We start from the raw sequence: 22,833 nt of genomic DNA, 5'->3' as shown, positions 1-22,833 counted from the left end.
CGGGAGTCTCGGGCTCGCGCGGCGGGCTCCGACGCCTGGCCGACCGTCCGGCTGGCCGGACGCGATTTCTCAGGACTCGCGGGCGCCGAAATTGTCGGTGCCCGCCGGTAACGTAAAAACCGGGGGTTCCCCTACGCGCGCGGGTTGTCGGTGCGGGTCAGCATTCCACGTCGCGGGCCGAGGCCAGCAGGGTCTGGTCGATGACCGGGGCCTTGGCGGCCGCCGACTGCTCGTTCGAGCCGCCGCCCTGGTGGGTCCTGGACCAGTCGGAGAGCTGGGCGAGGATCTGCCGGGCCTCCGCGCGGGGCCGGATGTCGCCGAACAGCGTGCCCGTCACCAGGTCGACGCTCGCGTCCTTGCGGTTGTCCTGGACCAGCTCCGCGCACGGCACGACGAGGCTGAGCGTCCGGGCGGCGGTGACGCCGTTCTCGCCGAAGCGGATCTGGCCGCGGCACTTGGCCTCGCGGCCTTCGTAGGCCGGGTCGTTGGCCGGCTCCGCGGCGCCGGTGAACCCCAGCTCGCGCAGCGCGGTCGTGGTGATGCCGCCCTGGCCGCGGGTGCCGGAGGCGTTGAGGACGCGGTAGGCGATCTTGTCCGGCGGGACGGGGGCGCGGTCGTCGAGGGCGTTGTGCGGCAGCGTGCTGAACGTGACGCCCGGTGGCGGGCTGGCCGGCGGGTCGCACTTGACGGCCTCGTCGACGTCACCCTTGCCGATCGCGGCGTTCACCCAGACGATGATCGCGCCGAGGGCGAGGACGCCGATGACGATCAGCGCCGGCAGCGGCTTGTGCTTGCGATACGGCCGCGTCCCACGGTCCCCGATGCCGTTCCCCGACGCCACCTGCCCGTCCCTTCCCGAACCCCGAAACCGACCGTGCGAGCCCGGCACCGCCGTGGCCGACCAGCCTAGGCGCTGCGGCCGGCGCGCACCGTTCCGGGTCACCCCGCTGGGTTCCCCTGCCCGCCCGGGCCGGCGGGCCCCGCCCGCGACCGATCCCCGTGCGGCGATCGCACCACGCCGGGACCGGCGGGGGCAAGCGGACACGGGCCGCCGGTGAGGTTCTCCACCCGGGGGCAACCCGAATGGACGACCACGCGTCTCACCTGCGGGTTCCCCCTGTCGGGTGACGACCGGCCGCCAATGTCTGACTCGTTGCAGAACCGTCGCGCGCGTGAGCTACCCTTCCCGGGCTCCGGCCGCAGGAAGAGGGCCGAAAAGAAGAGACCTCGGTCACTTCCGCCGCCGGGCACAAACCGCGGCCCTGGAACGTTGACCAGCGGCACGGCGGACTCACGGGCGCACCCGGGGGTCCGGAGAAAACGACTACACAAGCTGATCGCAGGGGTGAGGGACACATGGCTACCGACTACGACGCTCCGCGCCGCAGCGAAGCCGACGAGCTGGCCGAAGACTCGTTGGAGGAGCTCAAGGCCCGGCGGAACGAGAACCAGTCCGGCGTCGTCGACGTCGACGAGGACGCGACCGCCGAGAACTTCGAGCTGCCGGGTGCCGACCTCTCCGGGCTTTCCGGTGAGGACATGACCGTGAAGGTGGTGCCGAAGCAGGCGGACGAGTTCACCTGCTCCGTGTGCTTCCTGGTGCACCACCGCAGCCGGCTGGCCGAGGACAACGGCGGACGCCTGATCTGCCGCGACTGCGCCTGATCAGCGCGGGATCTCGGACAGGGCGTTCAGGGGACGAACAGACGCGACGGAGAGCTTCGAGGGCGCCAGGGGCGGGCTCGACGCGCGCTGGGGACAAGGGGGCCGGCCGGCAGGCCGGCCCCCTTCCCATGTCCTGGCCGGCCGGCAGGCCGGGGTCAGGCGCCGCGGAGCAGCTCCGCGACGCGCTCGGGGTGCCGGGTGCTGAACAGCCAGTACGGCGTCGGGTCGGCCGGGTCGGTCAGGCGGACCCGCACGACCGGGCCGACCCAGCCGCGGTGCAGCACGTAGGCGGCGGGGTCGCCGTCGCGGCCCAGCGCCCGGCGCTTGGCGTTCTTGTCGAAGATCTCCACTTCGCCGGCGAACCGCAGCGGCAGGTGCGCGTCGCCGACCCACAGCTCCGGCTCGTCGCCGCCGGTGACCCGCACCTTCGACCGGCCCAGCGACAGCATCAGCGCCACGACGACCGGCAGCGCGATCACGTACGGCAGCCACGCCCGGACGCCCGGGTAGCCCATGTCGACCTCGGCCGCGAGCAGGGTCGCGCCCAGCACCGGCAGCGGCCAGCCCCACCACGGGACGTACAGCCGCTCGGAGTGCCGGACCGCGGCGCTCGCGGCCGTCTTCGCAGATTCACCCACGCATAGAGAGTAATCTCGCGGCCCGTGTCCAGCGTTCAGGTACTCCTCTCCCGGCTCGACCCGGATGTCCCGCTGCCCGCCTACGCCCGGCCGGGCGACGCGGGCGCCGACCTCGTCACCACCTCGGATATCGTGCTGCGACCCGGGGAACGCGGCGTCGTCGGCACCGGCGTCGCGATCGCGCTCCCGCCCGGGTACGCGGGGTTCGTCCACCCGCGCTCGGGCCTGGCCGCCCGGGTCGGGCTCTCGGTGGTGAACACCCCGGGCACGATCGACGCGGGCTACCGCGGGGAGATCAAGGTCTGCCTGATCAACCACGACCCGGTGCACCCGGTGGAGCTCACGCGCGGGGACCGCATCGCCCAGCTCGTCGTGCAGCGGGTCGAGCACGCCGAGTTCGTCGAGGTCGCCGAGCTCGACACGACCGAGCGGGGCGACGGAGGCTACGGCTCCACGGGTGGACACGCCACACTGGGAGCACCCGCGCTCGCCGCGAGCGCGGGCACGGGGGAAGGAACGGAGAAGTAGTGGGGATTTTCGGACGCAAGCGGCGGACCGAGGGCGGGTCCGCCGGACGGCACGCCGCGCCCGAGGCCGACGACACGATCGAGGACGCCTACGACGACGAGGAGGCGGAGCTGTCGGACGTCTCCGACGGCCCGTACGACGTCGCGGACTTCGAAGACGACGGCGTCCCGCGGATCGACCTCGGCTCGGTCAAGGTGCCGGTGCCCGACGGATCCCAGGTCCAGGTCGAGATGGACCCGGAGACCGGCGGCGTGCGCGCCGTCCACGTCGTCACCGAGCAGGGCCAGATCACGGTCAGCGCGTACGCCGCGCCGCGCTCGGGCGGGCTGTGGCGCGAGGTCAGCACCGAGCTGGCCGACCAGCTGCGGGCCGATGGCGCCAAGGTCACCATCGGCCGTGGCGTGTGGGGCCTGGAGATCTCCGCCATCGTCGGCGACGTCGCGCTGCGCTTCGTCGGCGTCGACCGGCCCCGGTGGATGCTGCGGGGCGTGATCGCCGGCCCGCAGTCGGAGGCCGCGGCGGCGGTGGAGGTGCTGCGGGAGATCGTGCGGCGCACGATCGTCGACCGCGGTGACGCGCCGATGCCGGTCCGCACCCCGCTCACCATCACGCTGCCCGACGCCGTCGCCGAGCACATCGCGGCCCAGCAGCAGCAAGGCTGAGGCCGCCGCGGAAAGCCGTGAAGGCCGCATCGACGGACGAAGTGTCCGTGAATGTGGCATTCACGGCTTCCGGAGGGCCCGCAGGAAGGCCAGGAGCGTCGCCCGCCCGAGGGATTCGCGGTCCGCGCCCAACGCCGTGAGCGTCGTCTCGCCGAGGGCGGCGCGGGGGAGTGCACCGGCCCACTCCGATGCGACTTTCGTCGGGTGGATCGGGTCGTCGGTGCACGTGCCGATCCCGGCCGGGACGGCCAGCCGCGCGAGCTCGGCGAGCGCCGGCGCCGGACGGCTGGCGGCGACCCGCAGGCTCGCCGCCAGGCCGTCGCCGTGCCGCCGCCACGCCCGGTCCAGTTCCGCCCGCAGCCAGCCGGGGCTGCCCGCCGTGTGCGCCAGCGCGGCGTCGACCCCGGATTCGGCCACCAGATCCGCCGACAGCGTCGCGGCCAGCGATGCGGGTGCCCGGCCCGGGGCGCCGTTCCAGGCCGGGAGCGCGGCCAGCAGGCCCCCGCAACGGCCCGGATTGCGCACGGCCCACTCCGCGGCGAGGTGGGCGCCGAACGAAATGCCCCCGACGAGCAGTTCGCCGTGTTCGTCCGCCAGCGCGTCCAGGATCGCCAGGTAGCCGTCGGCGAGCGCCGCGCCCGGAGGCGGCGGTGGCGCGATGAGCGGGACACCGAGCGCGCGCAGCGGGCCGGCGAAGACCGCCCGGACGAACACCTCGTCCGAGCCGGTGCCGGGCAGCAGCACCGCGGCGGGAACTCTGATTGCGGACGTCACGTTGCGATCTTTGCGCAAAGGCGTTTCCCTGGCGGGGACCGCAGTACGCTGGAATCGCACGGGCCGCAAGCAGGATTGTCGGGCCCCGGAGCACAGGAGCACCTATGTCCGCCAAGGACGGCGGCTACTTCAGCCGGCTGGTACGCAAGCTGACCAGCGACGTCGACGAGCTCGACGCCGACGAGATGTCGATGAGGTCGGGCGCCGAAGGGGCGCAGCGGGCCTGTGACTGCCGCTCCGGCGAAGAGGTCACCGTGATGGGGAGACTCCGCAGCGTGGAGCTGTGCCCGACGAACGAGGCCGCCACGCTGGAGGCCGAGTTGTTCGACGGAACACAGGGCGTGACGCTAATCTGGCTCGGCCGCCGCCGGATCCCGGGCATCGAGCCTGGCCGGACGATCAAGGTGCGCGGCCGGATGGCCGAGCGTGACGGCCAGAAGGTGCTGTACAACCCCTATTACGAGCTCCAGAGCCCAGTGAGTTGATCACCCATCGTGACTGAACCCGCCCCGAGCGAGAAGAAGACCGACGCGGACGAAGAACCGCAGCCGACCCTGCTCGAGCAGATGGGCGGCGTGTCCGGCCTGATCTACTCGTCGGTGCCGGTGATCGTGTTCGTGCTGGCGAACGCCTTCTTCGGGCTGACCGCGGCCATCTGGACGTCGGTGGGCAGCGCGGTGGCGATCACCGTGCTGCGGCTGGTCCGCAAGGAGCCGCTGCAGCCGGCGATCTCCGGCTTCTTCGGCGTCGCGATCGCGGCGTTCATCGCCTACCGGACGGGCTCGGCGAAGGGGTTCTTCCTCTTCGGCATCTACGCCAGCCTGGTCTACTGCGGCATCTTCGTGCTGTCGGTGCTGGTGCGCTGGCCGATCGCGGGCGTGGTGTGGAACGTGCTGAACGGCACGGGCCAGGCGTGGCGCAAGGACAAGCCGTCCCGCTACGGCTACGACATCGCGACGCTGGCGCTGGCCCTGGTGTTCGCGGCCCGGTTCGTCGTGCAGCGGTGGCTCTACCAGGAGGACTACACGGGCTGGCTGGCGTTCGCGAAGATCGCGATGGGCTACCCGCTGTACGCGCTGGGCCTGCTGGTGGTGGTCTGGGCGGTGCGCCGGTCGGACAAGCGCCTGAAGGCACTGGCGGAGACGGAGCCGAAGCCGGAGACGGACGCGGAGATCGAAGCCCGGCTGCGCGAGAAGTACGCCCAGACCCCCGAGGCCTGACAACCCCCGCGCGTGGGGGCGCCCCCCGGTTCCGATCTTACCGGCCGGCACCGACAGTTTTGGACCACCGGACCCGCTGGCCTGGTCTTGCCGGCCTCCCGGTCACGCGTGACGCGGGTGGCCCCTCCAGGGCACGCGAGATGCGCGCCTGGTCATGCGGGTTCCGCCTTCGGTCACGCCGGTCTCGGGTCCAGCACGCCAGGGGGTTCGATCGCGCGAGTTCCGGGGCCGGGGGCACGCGAGAAATGCGACCAAGCACGCAGGGCTCCAGTCCGGGAGCCGACGAGGGGAATTCCGGCGCGGACCACGCCAGAGGCGCGTGGCAATCCGGCCCGGCCAAGGCGGAGGCTCGACCAGCGTCAAGACCCCGCCGCGGGGGCGCCCCCCGTTTTCCACGCTACCGGAGGGCACCGACAGTTTCGGCCACGGAGAAAGGCCCCGGCACACCACCCGGGGTTTTCTGCACCCGCCGAAAAGCCCCCGGCCCGCGAGCCGGGGGCTTCGGACAAGCCCTTCAGTACCCGAGCGCGGTCCGGATCTCCGGCTCCACGTCCGCCGTCGCGACGAACAGCAGCTCGTCGCCCGGTTCCAGCGGATCCTCCGGCTGCGGCACGATCACCCGGTCGCCCCGCAGGATCGTCACCAACGCCGCGTCCCGGGGCAGCGTCAGGTCGCTCACCGGCTTGCCCGCCAGCGGTGTCTCCGCCGGAAGGGTGAGTTCCACCAGGTTCGCGTTGCTCTGCCGGAACGTCATCAGCCGCACCAGGTCGCCGACGCTCACCGCCTCCTCGACCATCGCCGCCAGCATCCGCGGGGTCGAGACCGCCACGTCCACGCCCCACGCGTCGGTGAACAGCCACTCGTTCGCCGGGTTGTTCACCCTGGCCACCACGCGCCGGACCGCGAACTCCGTCTTCGCCAGCAGCGAGACCACCAGGTTCGCCTTGTCGTCGCCCGTCGCGGCGATCACGACGTCGCACTGCTCGATCCCGGACTCCTCCAGGATCGACACCTCGCACGCGTCACCCAGCACCCAGTCGGCCTGCTCCACCGTGTGCGGCTCGAACTGGTCGGCCTCCCGCTCGATGAGCATCACCTGGTGCCTGCCGTCGATCAGCTCGTTGGCGATGGAACGCCCCACCGCGCCCGCACCGGCGATCGCGACCCTCATGCCTCGTCCTCCGGTTCGCGGTTGGCCACACTCGTCACGTCGCTGACGGTGCCCGACCGCGCGGCCACCCACACGTCGTCGCCGTCCTGCACCACGGTCTTGCTGTCCGGCAGCACCGGCGTCCCGAACCGCATGATGAACGCCACGCGCGCGCCGGACGCCTCCTGCAGCGACTTCACCGAGTGCCCGACCCAGCCCTCGTGCAGCGGCAGCTGCAGCAGCGCGACGTTGCCCGACGGGTCCCGCCACGCCGACGCGACGCCGTCCGGCAGGAGCGTCCGCAGGAACCGGTCGGTCGTCCACGGCACCGTCGCCACCGTCGGGATCCCCAGCCGCTCGTAGACGGCCGCGCGCTTGTGGTCGTAGATGCGCGCCACGACGTGCTCGATGCCGAAGTTCTCCCGCGCGACCCGCGCGGAGATGATGTTCGAATTGTCGCCGCTGGACACCGCCGCGAACGCCTGCGCCCGCTCGATGCCCGCCTCGATCAGCACCTGGCGGTCGAACCCGACGCCGACGACCTGCTGGCCGTGGAAGTCGCTGCCCAGCCGGCGGAACGCCTGCTGGTTCTTGTCGATGACGGCCACCTCGTGGCCGAGCCGCTCCAGCGCAGCGGCCAGGGACGCGCCGACCCGGCCGCATCCCATGATCACCACGTGCACGCCCTGCCTCCTCCTCGGCGGTTCACCCGTCCGTAGCTACCCCGACATGCCAGCGCCGAACCTACCGTGCGGCCCGCCCGTTACCTCCACCGTCCTCCCCGCCACCGCCCTCAACGGAGGAGCTTCGCTGCGCGGTGCATCCATCGTCCTCCCCGCCACCGCCCTCGACGGAGGAGCTTCGCTGCGCGGTGCATCCCGTCGTCCTCCCCGCCACCGCCCTCGACGGAGGAGCTTCGCTGCGCGGTGCATCCGTCGTCCTCGTCGCCACCGCCCTCAGCGGAGAAGCTTCGCTTCGCTGTACATTTCCGAGGTGTCGAAGTTCCCGACCGTGCTGAAACGCCTGGTCCTCGGACGTCCGTTCCGCAGTGACCGGCTGTCCCACACGCTGCTGCCCAAGCGCATCGCGCTGCCCATCTTCGCGTCGGACGCGCTCTCGAGCGTCGCCTACGCGCCGGAAGAGATCTTCCTGACGCTGAGCGTGGCGGGTCTCTCGGCCTATGCCCTGGCGCCGTGGATCGGCATCACGGTGGCCGTGGTCATGCTGGTCGTCGTCGCGTCCTACCGGCAGAACGTGCACGCCTACCCGAGCGGCGGCGGCGACTACGAGGTCGCCACCACCAACCTCGGCGGCAAGTTCGGCCTCACCGTGGCCAGTGCCCTGCTCGTCGACTACGTGCTGACGGTCGCGGTGTCCACTTCGTCCGGTGTGGCCAACATCGGCTCGGCCGTCCCGTGGGTGGCGCAGCACAAGGTGCTCGCCTCGATCGTCATCGTCGTGGTGCTGACCTCGCTGAACCTGCGGGGCATCCGGGAGTCGGGGAAGGCCTTCGCGATCCCGACGTACGGGTTCATCGTGGGCGTGCTGGTCATGGTGGCCTGGGGCCTGATCCAGGCCGCGACCGGTACCGAGATGAGGGCCGAGAGCGCGGGGTTCACGCTGAACGCCGAAGGCACCTTCGCCGGCGCCGCGTACGCCTTCCTCGTCCTGCGCGCGTTCTCCTCCGGCGCCGCGGCGCTGACCGGGGTCGAGGCGATCAGCAACGGCGTCCCGGCGTTCCAGAAGCCGAAGTCGAAGAACGCGGCGACCACGCTGCTGCTGATGGGCGTGCTCGCGGTGACCATGCTGATCGGCATCATCGCGCTGGCGATCATCACGAAGGTCACCTTCGCCGAGGACCCGGACCGCCAGCTGGTCGGTGCGCCGCCCGGCTACGAGCAGAAGACGATCCTCGCCCAGATCGCGCACGCGGTGTTCGCCGACTTCCCGCCGGCCTTCTACTACGTGTCCTTCTCCACCGGCATCATCCTGCTGCTGGCCGCGAACACCGCGTTCAACGGCTTCCCGGTGCTCGGCTCGATCCTCGCGCAGGACCGCTACCTGCCGCGGCAGCTGCACACCCGCGGCGACCGGCTGGCCTTCTCCAACGGCATCCTGTTCCTCGCGGCGTTCGCGCTGGTGCTGATCATCGCCTTCGACGCCGAGGTCACCCGGCTCATCCAGCTCTACATCGTCGGCGTGTTCGTGTCGTTCACGGTCAGCCAGGCCGGCATGATCCGGCACTGGAACCGGTTGCTGGCCAAGGAAACCGACCCCGCCGCGCGGCGGCGGATGCGGCGGTCCCAGACGGTCAACGCGATCGGCCTCACCTGCACCGGCACCGTGCTGGTGATCGTCCTGATCACCAAGTTCCTGCTCGGCGCGTGGATCGCGATCGCCGCGATGGTGGCGATCTTCGCGCTGATGACGGCGATCCGCAAGCACTACGACCGCGTCGCCGACGAGCTGAAGGAGCTCGGCGACACCCCGACCGTGCTGCCCTCGCGCAACCACGCCATCGTGCTGGTGTCAAAACTGCACCGCCCGACGCTGCGCGCGCTCGCCTACGCCAAGGCGATGCGCCCGGACGTCCTCGAGGCCGTCACGGTCAACGTGGACGACGCGGACACGCGGAAGCTGACCGCCGAATGGGACGCGCACAACTTCAAGGTGCCGCTGAAGGTCGTCGAGTCGCCCTACCGCGAGATCACCAAGCCCGTCCTCGACTACGTGAAGCGCGTGCGCGGCGACAACCCGCGCAACGTCGTCACGGTGTTCATCCCCGAGTACGTGGTCGGGCACTGGTGGGAGCAGGTGCTGCACAACCAGAGTGCACTGCGGCTCAAGGGCCGCCTGCTGTTCCAGTCCGGCGTGATCGTGGCGAGCGTGCCGTGGCAGCTGGAGTCGTCGGCCAAGGCGGCCGCGCGGGTCCGGAACGAACGGCCGGCGGCCGGCGACGTCCGGCGCGGGTTCTCGCCCAACGGGAAGCCCGAAGTGCGCGCCGCGAAGCCCAAGGAGCCGGCGGAATGACGAACTGGCTGGGCCGGGTCCTCGAGGTGGAGGTCGGCCCGGTGGCGCACGGCGGCCACTGCGTGGCCCGCGCCGACGGCCGCGTCGTGTTCGTCCGGCACGCGCTGCCGGGCGAGCGGGTCCGCGTCGAGGTCACCGAGGACAACGGCGGTTCGTTCTGCCGCGGCGACGCCGTCGAGGTGCTGTCGCCGTCGCCGCACCGCGTCACGCCGCCGTGTCCCTTGGCGGTACCCGGCGGGTGCGGCGGCTGCGACTGGCAGCACGCTGCGCCGCCGTACCAACGCGAGCTGAAGGCTTCGGTCGTGGCGGAGCAGCTGCGGCGGCTCGCCGGGATCGAGCGCGACGTCGTCGTGGAGGCCCTGGACGGCGGGCCGCTGGACTGGCGCAGCCGCGTCCGGCTGGTCGCCGGACCCGACGGGCGCGCCGGGCTGCGCGCCCACCACAGCCACCGGGTGGTGCCGCTGGAGAAGTGCCCGATCGCGGTGCCCGGTGCGCTGGACGACGTCCTGGCGCGGCGCTGGCGGCCGGGCACCGAGCTGGAGGTCACCAGCGACGGCGACGGCCGCAGGCACGTCCGCGAGCTGGCGACGGTGCGGGGCAAGGTCCGCGCCCGCCAGCTGTCCGGCGGGGTGGCGGTCCAGCACGCGGCGGGCCGCGACTGGAGCCTCGACGCCCACGGCTTCTGGCAGGTCCACCCCGCCGCGGCGGCGACGTTCGCCGAGATCGTGGGGGAGTGGGCGCAGGCGCCGGCGGGCGGATCGGCGTGGGACCTCTACGCCGGGGTCGGGCTGTTCGCGTCGGTGCTGGCCGGGCAGGTCGGGACGGCGGGCCGGGTGCTGGCGGTCGAATCGGGCCGGCGCGCGGTCGCCGACGGCGAACGGAACCTGGCGGACCTGCCGCAGGTGTCGTGGCGGGCGGGCCGGGTGGAGCGCGTGCTGGAGTCGGCGCCGAAGCCGGTCGACGTGGTGGTGCTGGACCCGCCGCGCAAGGGCGCGGGCCGCGCGGTCGTGGAGTCGATCGTGGCGGGATCACCCGATCGGATCGTCTACGTGGCGTGCGACCCGGCGGCGCTGGCCCGCGACGTGGCGATCTTCGCGTCGCACGGTTACTCGCTGACCGATCTGCGGGCGTTCGACGCGTTCCCGATGACGCACCACGTGGAATGCGTGGCGCTGCTGTCCTGAAAATTGTCGGTGGTGGTCGTCACACTGGCGGCATGAGCCCACTCGACGACTTCGGCAGAGCGGCATCGACGGTGCTCGGCCTGGTCTCGGCGATCACGGCCTGGGACGCGCCGACGGCGTGCACGGGCTGGGACGTGCGCGCGGTGGTGAACCACCTGGCGCACGGCAACGCGAAGGTGGCGTTCTGGGCAGGCTCGGGACCCCCGGCCCCGGAGGGCGACCACCTGGGTGAGACACCGGTGGCGTCGTTCGCGGCCTCGGTGTCGGCGGCCCGCTCGGTGCTGGCGGCACCGGGCTTGTTCACACGGCGGGTGACGACACCGCTGGGCGAAGTGCCGGGGGTGTTCCTGGTGCACATGCGCGTGAACGAGTACGTCGTGCACGGCTGGGACATCGCGGACGCGACGGGAGCGTCGACGGACCTGCTGCCGGACCTGGCCGAGCAGGCGCTGGAGCAGTGGCGCACCCGGTTCGGGGCGGCTCCGCGCCGGCCGGGCGGGCCGTTCGGGCCGGAGGTGGCCGCTCCGCCCGGGGCTACGGCTGCGGATCGGTTGGCCGCGTTCTTGGGCCGGAAGGCGGTGAGCCGCTGAGGCTTGGCCGGGCGGGTGAAGTCCGGTGGCTCGGGACGGGTGGGTGCCGCGGATTCGTGGGGCGGGTGGCCAGGCAGCGATGTTGCCGGGCGCGGGCGCTGCCGTGCGGGGTCTGCCGGGCGCGCGCGGGGCTACGGCGCGGGTTCGCGGCGGCGGCGGTGCCAGGTCTGCGGCTGAGGTTCGCGGGCCGCTGTCGGCCTGCTTTGCGGCCTGCGAGGGTGGTGCCAGGTCTGCGGCCGAGGTTCGCGGGCCGCTGTCGGCCTGCTTTTGCGGGCTGCGAGGGTGGTGCCAGGTCTGCGGCTGAGGTTCGCGGGCCGCTGTCGGCCTGCTTTGCGGCCTGCGAGGGTGGTGCCAGGTCTGCGGCCGAGGTTCGTGGGCCGCCGCGCCCAGCCCGCCCTGCGGGCCTACGAAACCCGTGGTCGGGGCTCGCAGGCCGCTGCCTTCAACCTGCCCTCCGGACCGCGAACGCCGCCGCCAGGCCCGCGGCCGTCATCGCCATGCCCGACGCCAGCACCACCCACGCGCCCGGGCCCGGTACCACCCGGGCCGCCGGTTGGAGGCGGGCCACTCCCGGGAGCGTCACCACCAGGTGGCGCAGGATCACGCCCGTCACCACCAGGCCCGGGAGGCAGGTCATCGCCAACGGCTCGTCCTGGCCGCGCGCGAACGTCAGGTACGCCAGCGTGCCCGTGATCAGCACCGCCGCCGCGCAGAGCAGGCGCAGGCCCAGTGCCAGCTCCGGGTCCGGTGTGCCCGGGGGCAGCATGCCCGGGTAGTCCGCCGTGCGCAGCGTCAGCCCCGCGATCACTCCGAGACCCGCCACGCCCGCCGCCACCGCGCGGGGCACCCGCCACGCTTGCGTCACGTCACGCAGCATAAGTCGGCTGAACAGTACCTTTCCCGCGCTGGGCCGTTCGGTGGATCCCGATCGGGGGACGGCTCAGCCGCCGAACCAGCGCTGCGGTGCCGGCCGCAGGTTCTGGTAGATGTGCTTGACCTCCGTGTACTCCGCCAGCCCCGTCGGGCCCAGCTCGCGGCCGAACCCCGACTGCTTGTAGCCGCCCCATTCCGCCTGCGGCAGGTACGGGTGGTAGTCGTTGATCCACACCGTTCCGTGCCGCAGCCGCCGCGCCACCCGCTGGGCCCGCGAAGCGTCCCGCGTGAACACCGCGCCCGCCAGGCCGTAATGCGTGTCGTTGGCGATGCGGACCGCGTCGTCCTCGTCGGTGAACGTCTCGACCGTCAGCACCGGCCCGAACGACTCCGCCACGACCGCCGACGACCCCTGCTTCACCTCGTCCAGGATGGTCGGCAGGTAGTAGAACCCGTCGGCCAGCGCGGGGTCCTCCGGTCGGCGGCCGCCCGTCCGCAGCACCGCGCCCTCGGCCAGCGCGGCCGCCACGTACGCCTCGACCTTCTCGCGGTGCGCCGCCGAGATCAGCGGCCCGGTCTCCGCCCGCGGGTCGAACGGCCCGCCCAGCCGGATCCGCTCGGCGCGGCGCACCAGCTCGGCGACGAACTCCCCGTGCCACTCCCGCTGCACGATCAGCCGCGCCCCCGCCGAGCACACCTGGCCGGAATGCAGGAACACCGCGGTCAGCGCGTAGTCGACCGCCGTCTCGAAGTCGGCGTCGGCGAAGACCACGTTCGGGTTCTTCCCGCCCAGCTCGAGGGCCACTTTCTTGACCGTGCCCGCGGCCGCCGCGGCGATCGCCTTGCCGGTCGTCAGCCCGCCGGTGAAGGACACCATGTCCACGTCCGGGTCCGTGGCCAGCGGCGCGCCCACCGCCGGTCCGGCGCCGAGCACGAGGTTGCCCACGCCCGGCGGCAGGCCCGCCTCGGTGAGCAGCTTCAGGAACAGGATGGCCGTGTGCGGGGTCAGCTCGCTGGGCTTGAGCACGAACGTGTTGCCCGCCGCCAGCGCCGGCGCGATCTTCCACACCGTCTGCAGCAGCGGGTAGTTCCACGGCGTGATCAGCCCGCACACGCCGACCGGCTCGTGCACGACCCGGCTGATCGCGTCCGGGCTGCCGGTGTCGACCACCCGGCCCGCCTCCTGCGCCGCGAGCTTGCCGAAGTACCGCAGGCACGCGGCGACGTCGGCCATGTCGTAGCGGCTTTCGACGAGGCGCTTGCCGGTGTCGAGCGACTCGGCGCGGGCGAACGCCTCCGCGTCGCGGTCCAGCAGGTCCGCGGTGCGCAGCAGCAGGTCGCCGCGCAGGGCCGCCGGTGTGCCCGGCCACGGGCCCGTGTCGAACGCCCGGCGCGCCGCCGCGATGGCCGCCCTCGTGTCCTCGGCGGTGCCCTCGGCGACCGTCGCGACCAGGGAACCGTCGGCCGGGCAGCGGATCTCCCGCCGTCCCCCGCCGAGCGCGTCCACCCATTCGCCGCCGATGAAGAAGTCCGCCATGGCCCCATTCTCGTGGCCACGCCGCGTGACCGCCACAGCGACGCACGGAGACGACGTTCACCCCGCCTGATGACGTCCGGTCGCGCTCCGCCTGTGACGCCGGACGCGGCGGGCGGAACCGCGCTGGCGGGTCTCCGTAGACTGGCCGGACGCGGGGCGTGCCGAACGAGTGAGGTGGAGACGAGTGACGTTGCTGGAGTCCGTGGACGGACCGGCGGACCTGAAGCGCATGAGTGTCGAGGACCTCGGCGAACTGGCCGCGGAGATCCGGGACTTCCTCGTCGAGAAGGTCCGCCGCGCGGGCGGCCACCTGGGGCCGAACCTCGGTGTCGTCGAGCTGACGCTGGCGTTGCACCGCGTGTTCGACTCGCCGCGCGACGCGATCGTCTGGGACGTCGGGCACCAGGCCTACGTCCACAAGATCGTCACCGGCCGGGCCGCGGGCTTCGACCTGCTGCGCCAGACCGGCGGCGTCACCGGCTACCCGTCGCGCGCGGAGAGCGAGCACGACTGGGTGGAGAGCAGCCACGCGTCGGCCGGTCTGTCCTATGTGGACGGCCTGGCGAAGGCGTTCGAGCTGGCCGGCGGCGGGCGGCACGCGATCGCCGTCGTCGGCGACGGCGCGCTCACCGGCGGCATGTGCTGGGAGGCGCTCAACAACATCGCCGCGCACAAGGAGCGCCCGGTCGTCATCGTGATCAACGACAACGGCCGCTCGTACTCGCCGACCATCGGCGGCCTGGCCGACCACCTCGCCGCGCTGCGCCTGCAGCCGGGCTACGAGCGGCTGCTCGACGGCGGCCGCGAGATCCTCCGGCACACCCCGGTCGTCGGCAAGCCGATCTACGCCGCGCTGCACGCCGCGAAGGCCGGGCTGAAGGACGCGCTGAGCCCGCAGGCGATGTTCTCCGACCTCGGCCTGAAGTACCTCGGCCCGGTCGACGGGCACGACCAGGCGGCACTGGAGAAGGCCCTGCACAGCGCGAAGACGTTCGGCGGCGCGGTGATCGTGCACGTGGTCACCGAGAAGGGCCACGGGTACGCGCCCGCGGTCAACAACCAGCACGACCAGATGCACCAGACCGACCCGATCGACCCGGAGACCGGCCTGCCGCCGGTGAAGGGCCCGAGCTGGACCGGCGTGTTCGGCGACGAGCTGGCGAAGATCGGCGCCGAGCGCGAGGACGTCGTCGCGATCACCGCGGCGATGCTGCGCTCGACCGGGCTCGACAAGTTCGCCGAGGCGTTCCCGGACCGCTGGTACGACGTCGGCATCGCCGAGCAGCACGCGGTGACCTCGGCCGCCGGGCTCGCCATGGGCGGGCTGCACCCGGTGGTCGCGATCTACTCGACGTTCCTCAACCGCGCGTTCGACCAGGTGCTGATGGACGTCGCGCTGCACCGCCAGCCGGTGACGCTCGTGCTGGACCGGGCCGGCATCACCGGGCCGGACGGGCCCAGCCACCACGGCATGTGGGACCTTTCGCTGCTCGGGATGGTGCCGGGCATGCGCGTGGCCGCGCCGCGCGACCCGGCGACGCTGCGGGAGGAGCTACGCGAGGCCGTGGCCATCTCCGACGGGCCGACGGCGCTGCGGTTTTCGAAGGGCAAGGTCGGCACGGACGTCGCCGCGGTCGAGCGGCTGGGCACGGTCGACGTGCTGCGCCGCCCGGTCGAAGGTGCCGACGTGCTGCTGGTGACCGTCGGCCCGTTCGCGAACCTGGGCCTCGCGGCCGCGGACCGGCTCGCCGACCAGGGGATCGGCGTGACGGTCGTCGACCCGCGCTGGGTGCTGCCGGTGCCGGCCGAGCTGGTGGCGCTGGCGGCGCGGCACAAGCTGGTGGTGACGGTCGAGGACAGCGGCCGGCACGGCGGCTTCGGCTCGGCGCTGGCGGCGATGTTCCGGGATGCCGAGTGCGATGTGCCGCTGCGGGATCTGGCGGTTCCGCAGTCGTTCCACGACCTCGGCAGCCGGGATGAGGTGCTGGGCCGGATCGGGTTGACCGCGCAGGACGTCGCCCGGCGGGTGACCGAGTGGGCTTCGGGGCGGCTCGGCTCGCCGGAGGCCGCGCCCGAGAAGGACGCCAACCGGAGCTGAGGAAGATCGTCCTCGCCGGGCGGGCGGGCTCCGGGATGACCGGCCGGCTCAGGCCTCTGCCGGGACGGCGTCCCGGATCGGCGTGGGAGCCGGTGCGAATACTTCCGGTGGTTCCGGGAACAGCTTCACCAGTACCGGGTAGGCCACCGCCGCCGTCACGAGGGTCACCAGCAGGCTGATGTCCACGCCGCCCGCCACGTCGTGCCAGGGGCCCGCGATCATCGGTGTGTTCGCGCACAACAGGCCCAGTGTCGTCGCCGGGATCCAGGCCGCCATGGCCCGCCAGTTCACTCCGCGGGTGAACCAGTACCGGCCGCCTCGGCGGCCCTCGTTGAACACCTGCAGGTCCGCCACGTCGTAGAAGCCGCGTCGCTGGACGAACCCGATCATCATGATCACCATCCACGGTGACGTGCACAGCACGATCAGCGTGGCGAACGCGTTGATGCTCGACACCATGTCCAGCACGAAATTGCCCACGAAGATGAACACCACGCTCAACGTCCCGATCAGCAGAGTCGCCCGCACCCGGGACAGGCGCGGGAAGATCGAGCTGAAGTCCAGTCCCGTCCCGTAGAGCGATGTCGTGCCCGTCGACAGGCCGCCGATCAGCGCCACCACGATCAGCGGGATCGCGTACCACAGCGGGGACATCGCCGTCAGGCCCGTGATGTAGTCCGCCGGGTCCGCCACCAGCGTCGCCGTCGCGATGCCGAAGCCGAACGGCAGCAGCGTCGCCACCTGGGCCAGCAGCGGCGCCGCCAGCAGCGAGCGCTTGCGGTGGCGCGCCGGGATGTACCGTGACCAGTCGCCGAGGAACGCGCCGAACGAGATCGGGTTGGCCAGTGCCGTCAGCGCCGCCAGGATGAACGTCGGCCAGAACGTTCCCAGCGCGTACGTTCCCGTCCCCGCGTAGCCCGGGTCGAACGTGCCGCCGTAGGCCACGACGCCCAGCAGCATGATCGCCGTGCCGAGCACCACCGCGATCCGGTTCACCAGCAGCATGAACCGGTAGCCGTAGAGGCACACCACCAGCGTCGCGATCGCGATGACGCCGTACGCGCCGCCGCGCAGCACCGCGCCGCCGTCGAAGCCGAACAGCCGCTGGGCCGCGCCGGCCACGGCGTCGCCGCTGACCCAGACCGAGATCGCGAAGAACGTGATCGCCGTCAGCAACGACAGGAACGACCCGACGCACCGGCCGACCACGCCGAAGTGCGCGCCGGACGACACGGCGTTGTTCGTCCGGGTCCGCGGGCCGAACAACGCCATCGGCGCCAGCACCAGCCCGCCCACGACCACGCCGAGCGCCGTGGCCGAAGCCGCGTCGCGGAAGCTCAGCCCGTACGCGATCGGCAGCGTGCCCAGGATGATCGTGGCGAACGTGTTCGCCCCGCCGAACGCCATCCGGAACAGGTCGCGCGGGCGGGACGTCTGCTCCTCCGGCGGGATCGGCGCGATGCCGTGCCGCTCGACCTCCGTCACGCGCGCGCTCATGCGAACCTCGTCATCACGTGCTTGACCCGGGTGTACTCGGCGAAGGCGTACGCCGAGAGATCCTTGCCGTGGCCCGAGTGGCCGAACCCACCGTGCGGCATCTCGGCGACCAGCGGCCCGTGCGTGTTCACCCACACGCAGCCGAAGTCCAGTTCGGCCGAAACCCGCGCGGCGACCGCGAGGTCCCGCGTCCACACCGACGACGCCAGTCCATACGGGACGCCGTTGGCCAGCGCCACGCCCGCGGGTTCGTCCGGAAAGGACTGGACCGTGATCACCGGCCCGAAGATCTCCTCCTGGACGATCTCGTCGTCCTGACGCAGCCCGGAAACCACGGTGGGGGCGAAGAAGAACCCGCGCGAACCGAACCGCGTGCCGCCGGTCTCGATCCGCGCGTGCGACGGCAGCCGCGAGATCAGGCCCTCGACGCGCGCCAGCTGCGCCGCGCTGTTCAGCGGCCCGAAGTCGGCACCGGGTGTCCGCGCCGCGGCGACCTTCGTCAGCTCCGCGACGAACTCGTCGTGGATCGACTCGTGCACCAGCACCCGGCTGCCCGCGGTGCAGTCCTGGCCCGCGTTGTAGAACGCCGCGTCCACGATGCCTTCGGCCGTCGAAGCGAGGTCGACGTCCGGGAACACCAGCAGCGGCGCGTTGCCGCCCAGCTCCAGGTGGGTGCGCTTGAGGTCGGCGGCGGCCACGGTGGCGACGTCGATGCCCGCCCGCGTCGAGCCGGTGATCGAGACCAGGTCGACGCGCGGATGCCGGACCAGCGCCCGGCCCGTGTCGCGGTCGCCGCACAGGACGGTGAACGCGCCGTCGGGCAGGAATTCCGCCGCGACCTCGGCCAGCCGCACCGCGGTCGACGGGGTCGTCTCGGCCGGCTTCAGCACGACGGTGTTGCCCGCCGCCAGCGCCGGCGCGATCTTCCACACGGCCATCATCAGCGGGTAGTTCCACGGCGCGATCTGCGCGCAGACACCCACCGGCTCGCGGCGGATCACCGACGTGTGGCCCGCCGTGTACTCCCCGGCCGCGGTGCCTTCGAGCTGCCGCGCGGCCCCGGCGAAGAACCGCAGCGCGCTCACGCACTCCGGGATCTCCTCGTCGACCACGACGGACCGGATCTTGCCGGTCTCGCGCACTTCCAGGTCGGCGAACTCGCCGGCCCGGGCTTCGAGCGCGTCGGCGATCTTCAGCAGCGCCAGCTGCCGCTGCGCCGGAGTGCTGCGACGCCAGCCTGTGAACGCCCGCGCGGCGGCCGCGACGGCGGCGTCCACATCGGACTGGCCGGCGACCGGGCTGGTGCCGGAGACCTCGCCGGTCGCCGGGTCGGTCAGGTCGAGCGTGCGGGTCATGCCTGCTCCAGGTGGGTCGGGGCGAACATCTTCAGCAACGCGGGGAGGACGACGACGGACGGCCCGGGCGTGCGCAGCGCCTCGGCGAGATCCGCGCCCACGGTGTCCGGAGTGGACAAGGTCGCGGGCACGCCGAACGAGGCGGCCAGCGCCACGAAGTCCGGCCGGGCCAGCTCGGTGGCGGTGGTCCGGCCGAACGCGCCGGTGAGGTACTCGCGCAGGATGCCGTAGCCGCCGTCGTCGACGATCAGCCACGTGACGTCGAGGCCGTGCTGGACCGCGGTGGCCAGCTCGGCGAGGCCGTACATCGCACCGCCGTCACCGGACACCGCCAAGGTGACACCTCCGGCGGCGGCACCGCCGAGCGCGCCGGGCAGGCCGTAGCCCAGCCCGCCCGCGCCCTGCGCGGTGTGGATCGGCGCGCCGTCGGGGTTCCACGCCGACCAGGCCCAGTACGCGGCGATGGTCATGTCCCAGTACGTCTGGGTGCCTTCGGGCAGCGCGGACCGGATGTCGTCGACCAGTTTCCGCTCGACGGCGAGGTCCTGGCCGGCCAGCCGCGACTCGACGCGGGAGAGCAGCCCCGCGACCGCGGCCTCGGCCCGCCCGTCGGACGCTCGCATCGGCACCTGCTCCAGCAGGGCTTGCAGGGTGAGCCGGACGTCGGCGTGAATACCGAGACCGGGGTAGTTCGACTCCAGCTTGCCGAGGTCGGCTTCGACCTGGATCACCCGGCCGCGCGGGGCGAACGCCCGGTAGTTGCTCGACAGCTCGCCGAGCCCGGACCCGAGCACGAGCAGCACGTCCGCGGCGGCGAGGAACTCCGTGGTGTGCCAGTCCTCCAGCCACGACCGCCCGGACAGCGCGTGGTCCCAGCCGAAGACACCCTTGCCGCCGAAAGTGGAGATCACGGGGGCGCGCAACGCTTCCGCGAGGGCCGTCAGCTCGGCCTGCGCGCCGGACCGCAGCGCGCCACCGCCGGCCAGGATCACCGGGTTCGAAGCCGCGGCCAGCAGCCGGGCGGCCTCGGTGACCAGCTCGGGCAGCGGCGCCGGCACCGGGGGAGCGGCCGAGACCGACGTGATCGGCGGGATCCCGGCCGGGCCGAGCAGCACGTCCTGCGGGATCTCCACCCACACCGGGCCGTAGGGCGCGGTCGCCGCCGACGTCCAGGCTTCCCGCAGCGCCGACGGGATCTGGCTCGCGCGGCGCACGACGTGCACCGACTTCACGACGTCCCGGAAACTCGCCTGCTGGTCGGGCAGCTCGTGCAGGTAGCCGTGCCGTCCGCCGCCCAGCCCGGCGACCGGGACCTGGCTGGAGATGCCCAGCACGGGCACCGAGGCGGCCCGCGACTCCTGCAGCGAAGCCAAGGTCAGCAACGCGCCCGGCCCGGTGGAGACGATCAGCGGCGTCACCGGCACCGGGCCGTCGGGGTTCGCCGCGAGCCGCGCGCGGGCGTGCCCGTCGGCGGCGAAGGCGAGGTTGTTCTCGACGCGTGAGCTGATCACGCACAGGTCGCCGGCGCGCCGCAGCGCCTCGAACAGGCCCAGCGCGTGCTGGCCCGGCAGGCCGAACACCGTGTCGGCGCCCAGGGCCCGCAGGGTTTCGACGACGACGTCGCCGCCGATGCGGGTCATTCGCCCTTTCCCAGCGCCAGCAGGCTCACCAGGTCGTAGGCGACGTGCGAGGCCGCGATGGCGGTGATCTCGGCGTGGTCGTAGGCCGGGGCGAGCTCGACGACGTCCGCACCGACCAGGTTGAGGTCCCGCAGCCCGCGCAGGATCTCCAGCAGTTCGCGGCTGGTCAGCCCGCCCGCCTCGGGGGTGCCGGTGCCGGGCGCGTGAGCCGGGTCGAGCACGTCGATGTCGACCGAGACGTACAGCGGCCGGTCGCCGATGCGCTGCCGCAGCGCGTCGACCGTCTCGGCGACGCCGCGGCGCAGGACGTCGCCGGAGGTGACGATGCCGAAGCCGAGGCGGCGGTCCTCTTCGAGGTCGCGCTTGCCGTACAGCGGCCCGCGCGTGCCGACGTGCGAAAGCGCGCTCGTGTCGAGGATGCCTTCCTCGGACGCCCGCCGGAACGGGGTGCCGTGGGTGTACGGCTCGCCGAAGTAGGTGTCCCAGGTGTCGAGGTGGGCGTCGAAGTGCAGCAGCGCGACCGGCCCGTGCTTCTTCGCCGCGGCCCGCAGGAGCGGCAACGCGATCGTGTGGTCGCCGCCGACGGTGACCAGCCGCGTCCCGTCCGCCTGCAACGCCTCGGCTTCCTGCTGCAGCGTCTCGATCGCTTCGCCGATGTCGAACGGGTTGACCGCGATGTCGCCCGCGTCCACGACCTGCCGCTCGGCGAACGGCGAGACGTCCAGCTCCGGGTGGTAGGGCCGCAGCAGCCGGCTCGCCTCGCGGACCGCCGCCGGGCCGAACCGCGCGCCGGGCCGGTAGGACACACCGGAGTCGAAGGGCACCCCGACGACGGCGACGTCGGCGCGCTCGACCTGGTCGAGCCGCGGCAGCCGCGCGAAGGTCGCGAACCCGGCGAAGCGGGGTACACGCGACGAGTCGAGGGGTCCGATGTTAGGCACTGGCAGGCTCCTGTTCGCGAATCGAGGTGTGCGTGTCTTCGCCCGCCAGGCGGCGGGTCCAGACGGAGAGGGTCGAGGCGTCGGTGCGGGGCGTGGCGAAGCTGACGGCCAGGTACACCACCAGGCTCGCGCCCAGGCCCCAGTAGATCGGCGTGTTGGCGTCGACGCCGTCGATGATCATGAAGGCGATCACCGACACCGTGCCGGCCACCATCGACGCGTACGCGCCCTGCCGGGTGCCGCGCTTCCAGAACAGCGCGCCGACGATCGCCACCAGCAGACCGCCGACCAGGATGTCGTAGGCGATGGTGAGCGCGTTGACGACGTCGTCGACGATCATCGCGATGCCGATCGCGATCAGGCCGAGCACGAGCGTGGCGATCCGGTTGCGCCGGACCTCGCCGCCCCGCTTCAGGCCCAGCTTGGTGAGCAGGTCCGACGTCGTGGTCGTGGCGCACGCGATGAGCGCGCCGCTGGCGGTCGACATCATCGCCGAGAGCGCGGCGGCCAGCACCAGGCCGCGCACGCCGGTCGGCAGCAGCCGCTCGACGATCGTCGCGAAGGCATCCTGCGCGCTGGCCAGGTCCGGGTACAGCGTGTGGGCCGCGGTGCCGATCAGGGCACCGGCCAGGCCGTAGACCAGGCAGTAGACGCCGGAGGTGATGCCGCCGGACGTCGCGATCGCCGGCGTGCGCGCGGTGAACACGCGCTGCCAGATGTCCTGGCCGATCAGCAGGCCGAAGGTGTAGATCACGAAGTACGTGACGATCGTGTCGGTGCCGATCGAGGTGAAGCTGAAGAAGCTCGCGTCGAGCTTGGCGCTCATGCCGGCGAAGCCGCCGGCCGAGCTGATCGCGACCGGCAGCAGGATGGCCAGGATGCCGATGGTCTTGATGACGAACTGGGCGATGTCGGTGAGCGTGATCGACCACATGCCGCCGAGCACCGAGTACAGCACCACGATCGAGCCGCCGACGGCGATGCCCGCCCAGTTCGGCAGGTCGAACAGGACCTTGAAGATGGTCGCGAAGGCCAGCGTCGAAGTCACGGTGAGCATCAGCGTGTAGCCCCACATCACGACGCCGGACACCGTGCTGGTCCGGCCGCCGTAGCGCAGGTCGAGCATCTCGCCGACGGTGTAGACCTTCAGCCGCACCAGCCGCCGCGCGAACAGCGCGTGCAGCACGAGGATGCCGACGCCGATGCTGACCACCAGCCACATGCCCGAGATGCCGAACTTGTAGCCGAGCTTCACGCCGCCGACCGTGGACGCGCCGCCGAGGACGACGGCCGACATCGTGCCGGAGTACATGAACCAGCCCAGCCGCCGCCCGGCGACGAGGTAGTCGGACTTCGTCTTCGCGAGCCGCAGGCCGTACCAGCCCACCCCGATCATGCCCGCGATGTAGAGCGCGATCACCGCGTAGTCGCCGGTCACGGTGTCCTCCTCA

General features: G+C 72.4%; 21 protein-coding genes. 9 read left to right on the top strand and 12 right to left on the bottom strand.

The genetic code is table 11. The annotated features are described in order from the left end of the window. Positions 1-157: 157 nt before the first annotated feature. On the bottom strand, positions 158-841 hold the full coding sequence (cei, locus tag BT341_RS35700) for an envelope integrity protein Cei (RefSeq protein ID WP_072480410.1): 684 nt from the start codon (positions 839-841) through the stop codon (positions 158-160). Between the two features lie 515 nt (positions 842-1,356). On the opposite strand from cei, the gene BT341_RS35695 reads away from it, so the two are divergent. Further along, positions 1,357-1,665 carry a DUF4193 domain-containing protein gene (locus tag BT341_RS35695; protein WP_013224476.1) on the top strand — a complete coding sequence of 103 codons (309 nt, stop codon included), beginning with the start codon at positions 1,357-1,359 and terminating at the stop codon, positions 1,663-1,665. Between the two features lie 155 nt (positions 1,666-1,820). Here BT341_RS35695 and BT341_RS35690 read toward each other — a convergent pair whose 3' ends face one another. After that, positions 1,821-2,303: a DUF3093 domain-containing protein gene (locus BT341_RS35690; protein ID WP_072480409.1), complete on the bottom strand. Its 483-nt coding sequence runs from the start codon at positions 2,301-2,303 to the stop codon at positions 1,821-1,823. Between the two features lie 24 nt (positions 2,304-2,327). On the opposite strand from BT341_RS35690, the gene dut reads away from it, so the two are divergent. Together dut and BT341_RS35680 are read left to right on the top strand one after the other, a co-directional pair. Beyond that, a complete protein-coding gene (gene dut / locus BT341_RS35685) occupies positions 2,328-2,831 on the top strand; it encodes a dUTP diphosphatase (protein ID WP_072480408.1) in 504 nt (167 codons plus the stop codon). Beyond that, complete coding sequence (locus tag BT341_RS35680; protein WP_072480407.1) at positions 2,831-3,493, top strand: DUF3710 domain-containing protein; 663 nt, start codon at positions 2,831-2,833, stop codon at positions 3,491-3,493. Before dut ends, BT341_RS35680 begins: the two co-directional genes overlap by 1 nt. A gap of 60 nt (positions 3,494-3,553) precedes the next feature. On the opposite strand, the gene BT341_RS35675 is transcribed toward BT341_RS35680, so the two are convergent. After that, positions 3,554-4,237, bottom strand: a complete 684-nt coding sequence (locus BT341_RS35675; protein ID WP_072480406.1) for an alpha/beta fold hydrolase — start codon at positions 4,235-4,237, stop codon at positions 3,554-3,556. A gap of 134 nt (positions 4,238-4,371) precedes the next feature. Here BT341_RS35675 and BT341_RS35670 point away from each other — a divergent pair, with 134 nt between their 5' ends. Continuing rightward, complete coding sequence (locus BT341_RS35670) at positions 4,372-4,752, top strand: OB-fold nucleic acid binding domain-containing protein (RefSeq protein ID WP_072480405.1); 381 nt, start codon at positions 4,372-4,374, stop codon at positions 4,750-4,752. Positions 4,753-4,761: 9 nt separating this feature from the next. Further along, on the top strand, positions 4,762-5,487 hold the full coding sequence (locus BT341_RS35665) for a DUF3159 domain-containing protein (RefSeq protein ID WP_072480404.1): 726 nt from the start codon (positions 4,762-4,764) through the stop codon (positions 5,485-5,487). 514 nt (positions 5,488-6,001) lie between these two features. Here BT341_RS35665 and BT341_RS35660 read toward each other — a convergent pair. Further along, positions 6,002-6,658 carry a potassium channel family protein gene (locus BT341_RS35660; protein WP_072480403.1) on the bottom strand — a complete coding sequence of 219 codons (657 nt, stop codon included), beginning with the start codon at positions 6,656-6,658 and terminating at the stop codon, positions 6,002-6,004. Continuing rightward, positions 6,655-7,320: a potassium channel family protein gene (locus BT341_RS35655; protein WP_072480402.1), complete on the bottom strand. Its 666-nt coding sequence runs from the start codon at positions 7,318-7,320 to the stop codon at positions 6,655-6,657. Before BT341_RS35655 ends, BT341_RS35660 begins: the two co-directional genes overlap by 4 nt. A gap of 310 nt (positions 7,321-7,630) precedes the next feature. On the opposite strand from BT341_RS35655, the gene BT341_RS35650 reads away from it, so the two are divergent. From BT341_RS35650 to BT341_RS35640, 3 genes are read left to right on the top strand one after another with little or no spacing between them, the layout of a single operon-like run. Beyond that, positions 7,631-9,667, top strand: coding sequence for an APC family permease (locus tag BT341_RS35650; RefSeq protein WP_072480401.1), 2,037 nt, complete (start codon positions 7,631-7,633; stop codon positions 9,665-9,667). Then, positions 9,664-10,851 carry a class I SAM-dependent RNA methyltransferase gene (locus tag BT341_RS35645; RefSeq protein ID WP_072480400.1) on the top strand — a complete coding sequence of 396 codons (1,188 nt, stop codon included), beginning with the start codon at positions 9,664-9,666 and terminating at the stop codon, positions 10,849-10,851. The genes BT341_RS35650 and BT341_RS35645 overlap by 4 nt, the downstream gene beginning before the upstream one ends. 32 nt (positions 10,852-10,883) lie before the next feature. Then, the gene (locus BT341_RS35640) at positions 10,884-11,441 is read left to right on the top strand and encodes a TIGR03086 family metal-binding protein (protein WP_072480399.1); all 558 of its coding nucleotides are present in this window, start codon (positions 10,884-10,886) and stop codon (positions 11,439-11,441) included. 442 nt (positions 11,442-11,883) lie between these two features. Here the strand turns inward: BT341_RS35640 and BT341_RS35635 are convergent, their stop codons facing one another. Then, positions 11,884-12,306, bottom strand: coding sequence for a hypothetical protein (locus tag BT341_RS35635; protein WP_245805231.1), 423 nt, complete (start codon positions 12,304-12,306; stop codon positions 11,884-11,886). Positions 12,307-12,381: 75 nt separating this feature from the next. Next, entirely contained in the window at positions 12,382-13,851 is a 1,470-nt protein-coding gene (locus BT341_RS35630) for an aldehyde dehydrogenase family protein (protein ID WP_072480397.1), read from the bottom strand. A gap of 184 nt (positions 13,852-14,035) precedes the next feature. On the opposite strand from BT341_RS35630, the gene dxs reads away from it, so the two are divergent. Next, a complete protein-coding gene (gene dxs / locus BT341_RS35625; protein ID WP_072480396.1) occupies positions 14,036-15,949 on the top strand; it encodes a 1-deoxy-D-xylulose-5-phosphate synthase in 1,914 nt (637 codons plus the stop codon). A 48-nt stretch (positions 15,950-15,997) separates the two neighbouring features. Here dxs and BT341_RS35620 read toward each other — a convergent pair whose 3' ends face one another. Genes BT341_RS35620 through BT341_RS35600 form a run of 5 tightly spaced genes read right to left on the bottom strand, consistent with a single transcriptional unit; the run spans position 15,998 to position 22,820 of the window. Then, on the bottom strand, positions 15,998-17,446 hold the full coding sequence (locus BT341_RS35620; RefSeq protein ID WP_072480395.1) for a purine-cytosine permease family protein: 1,449 nt from the start codon (positions 17,444-17,446) through the stop codon (positions 15,998-16,000). Next, a complete protein-coding gene (locus tag BT341_RS35615) occupies positions 17,443-18,801 on the bottom strand; it encodes an aminobutyraldehyde dehydrogenase (RefSeq protein WP_072480394.1) in 1,359 nt (452 codons plus the stop codon). Before BT341_RS35615 ends, BT341_RS35620 begins: the two co-directional genes overlap by 4 nt. After that, the gene (locus BT341_RS35610; protein ID WP_072480393.1) at positions 18,798-20,441 is read right to left on the bottom strand and encodes a thiamine pyrophosphate-binding protein; all 1,644 of its coding nucleotides are present in this window, start codon (positions 20,439-20,441) and stop codon (positions 18,798-18,800) included. The genes BT341_RS35615 and BT341_RS35610 overlap by 4 nt, the downstream gene beginning before the upstream one ends. Further along, entirely contained in the window at positions 20,438-21,382 is a 945-nt protein-coding gene (gene speB, locus BT341_RS35605; protein WP_072480392.1) for an agmatinase, read from the bottom strand. The genes BT341_RS35610 and speB overlap by 4 nt, the downstream gene beginning before the upstream one ends. Next, positions 21,375-22,820, bottom strand: coding sequence for a sodium:solute symporter family protein (locus tag BT341_RS35600; protein ID WP_072480391.1), 1,446 nt, complete (start codon positions 22,818-22,820; stop codon positions 21,375-21,377). The genes speB and BT341_RS35600 overlap by 8 nt, the downstream gene beginning before the upstream one ends. Positions 22,821-22,833: the final 13 nt, after the last annotated feature.

The organism is Amycolatopsis australiensis, assembly GCF_900119165.1.
Classification (GTDB): Bacteria; Actinomycetota; Actinomycetes; order Mycobacteriales; family Pseudonocardiaceae; genus Amycolatopsis; species Amycolatopsis australiensis.
This window is presented reverse-complemented; position numbering and strand designations above follow the sequence as displayed.

Bases quoted from the DNA above. Each gene is read 5' to 3' on its own strand.
- BT341_RS35695 (WP_013224476.1), top strand. From the start codon at position 1,357: ATGGCTACCGACTACGACGCTCCGCGCCGCAGCGAAGCCGACGAGCTG.
- BT341_RS35670 (WP_072480405.1), top strand. From the start codon at position 4,372: ATGTCCGCCAAGGACGGCGGCTACTTCAGCCGGCTGGTACGCAAGCTG.
- BT341_RS35660 (WP_072480403.1), bottom strand. From the start codon at position 6,658: ATGAGGGTCGCGATCGCCGGTGCGGGCGCGGTGGGGCGTTCCATCGCC.
- BT341_RS35645 (WP_072480400.1), top strand. From the start codon at position 9,664: ATGACGAACTGGCTGGGCCGGGTCCTCGAGGTGGAGGTCGGCCCGGTG.
- BT341_RS35640 (WP_072480399.1), top strand. From the start codon at position 10,884: ATGAGCCCACTCGACGACTTCGGCAGAGCGGCATCGACGGTGCTCGGC.
- BT341_RS35630 (WP_072480397.1), bottom strand. From the start codon at position 13,851: ATGGCGGACTTCTTCATCGGCGGCGAATGGGTGGACGCGCTCGGCGGG.
- BT341_RS35620 (WP_072480395.1), bottom strand. From the start codon at position 17,446: ATGAGCGCGCGCGTGACGGAGGTCGAGCGGCACGGCATCGCGCCGATC.
- BT341_RS35615 (WP_072480394.1), bottom strand. From the start codon at position 18,801: ATGACCCGCACGCTCGACCTGACCGACCCGGCGACCGGCGAGGTCTCC.
- BT341_RS35610 (WP_072480393.1), bottom strand. From the start codon at position 20,441: ATGACCCGCATCGGCGGCGACGTCGTCGTCGAAACCCTGCGGGCCCTG.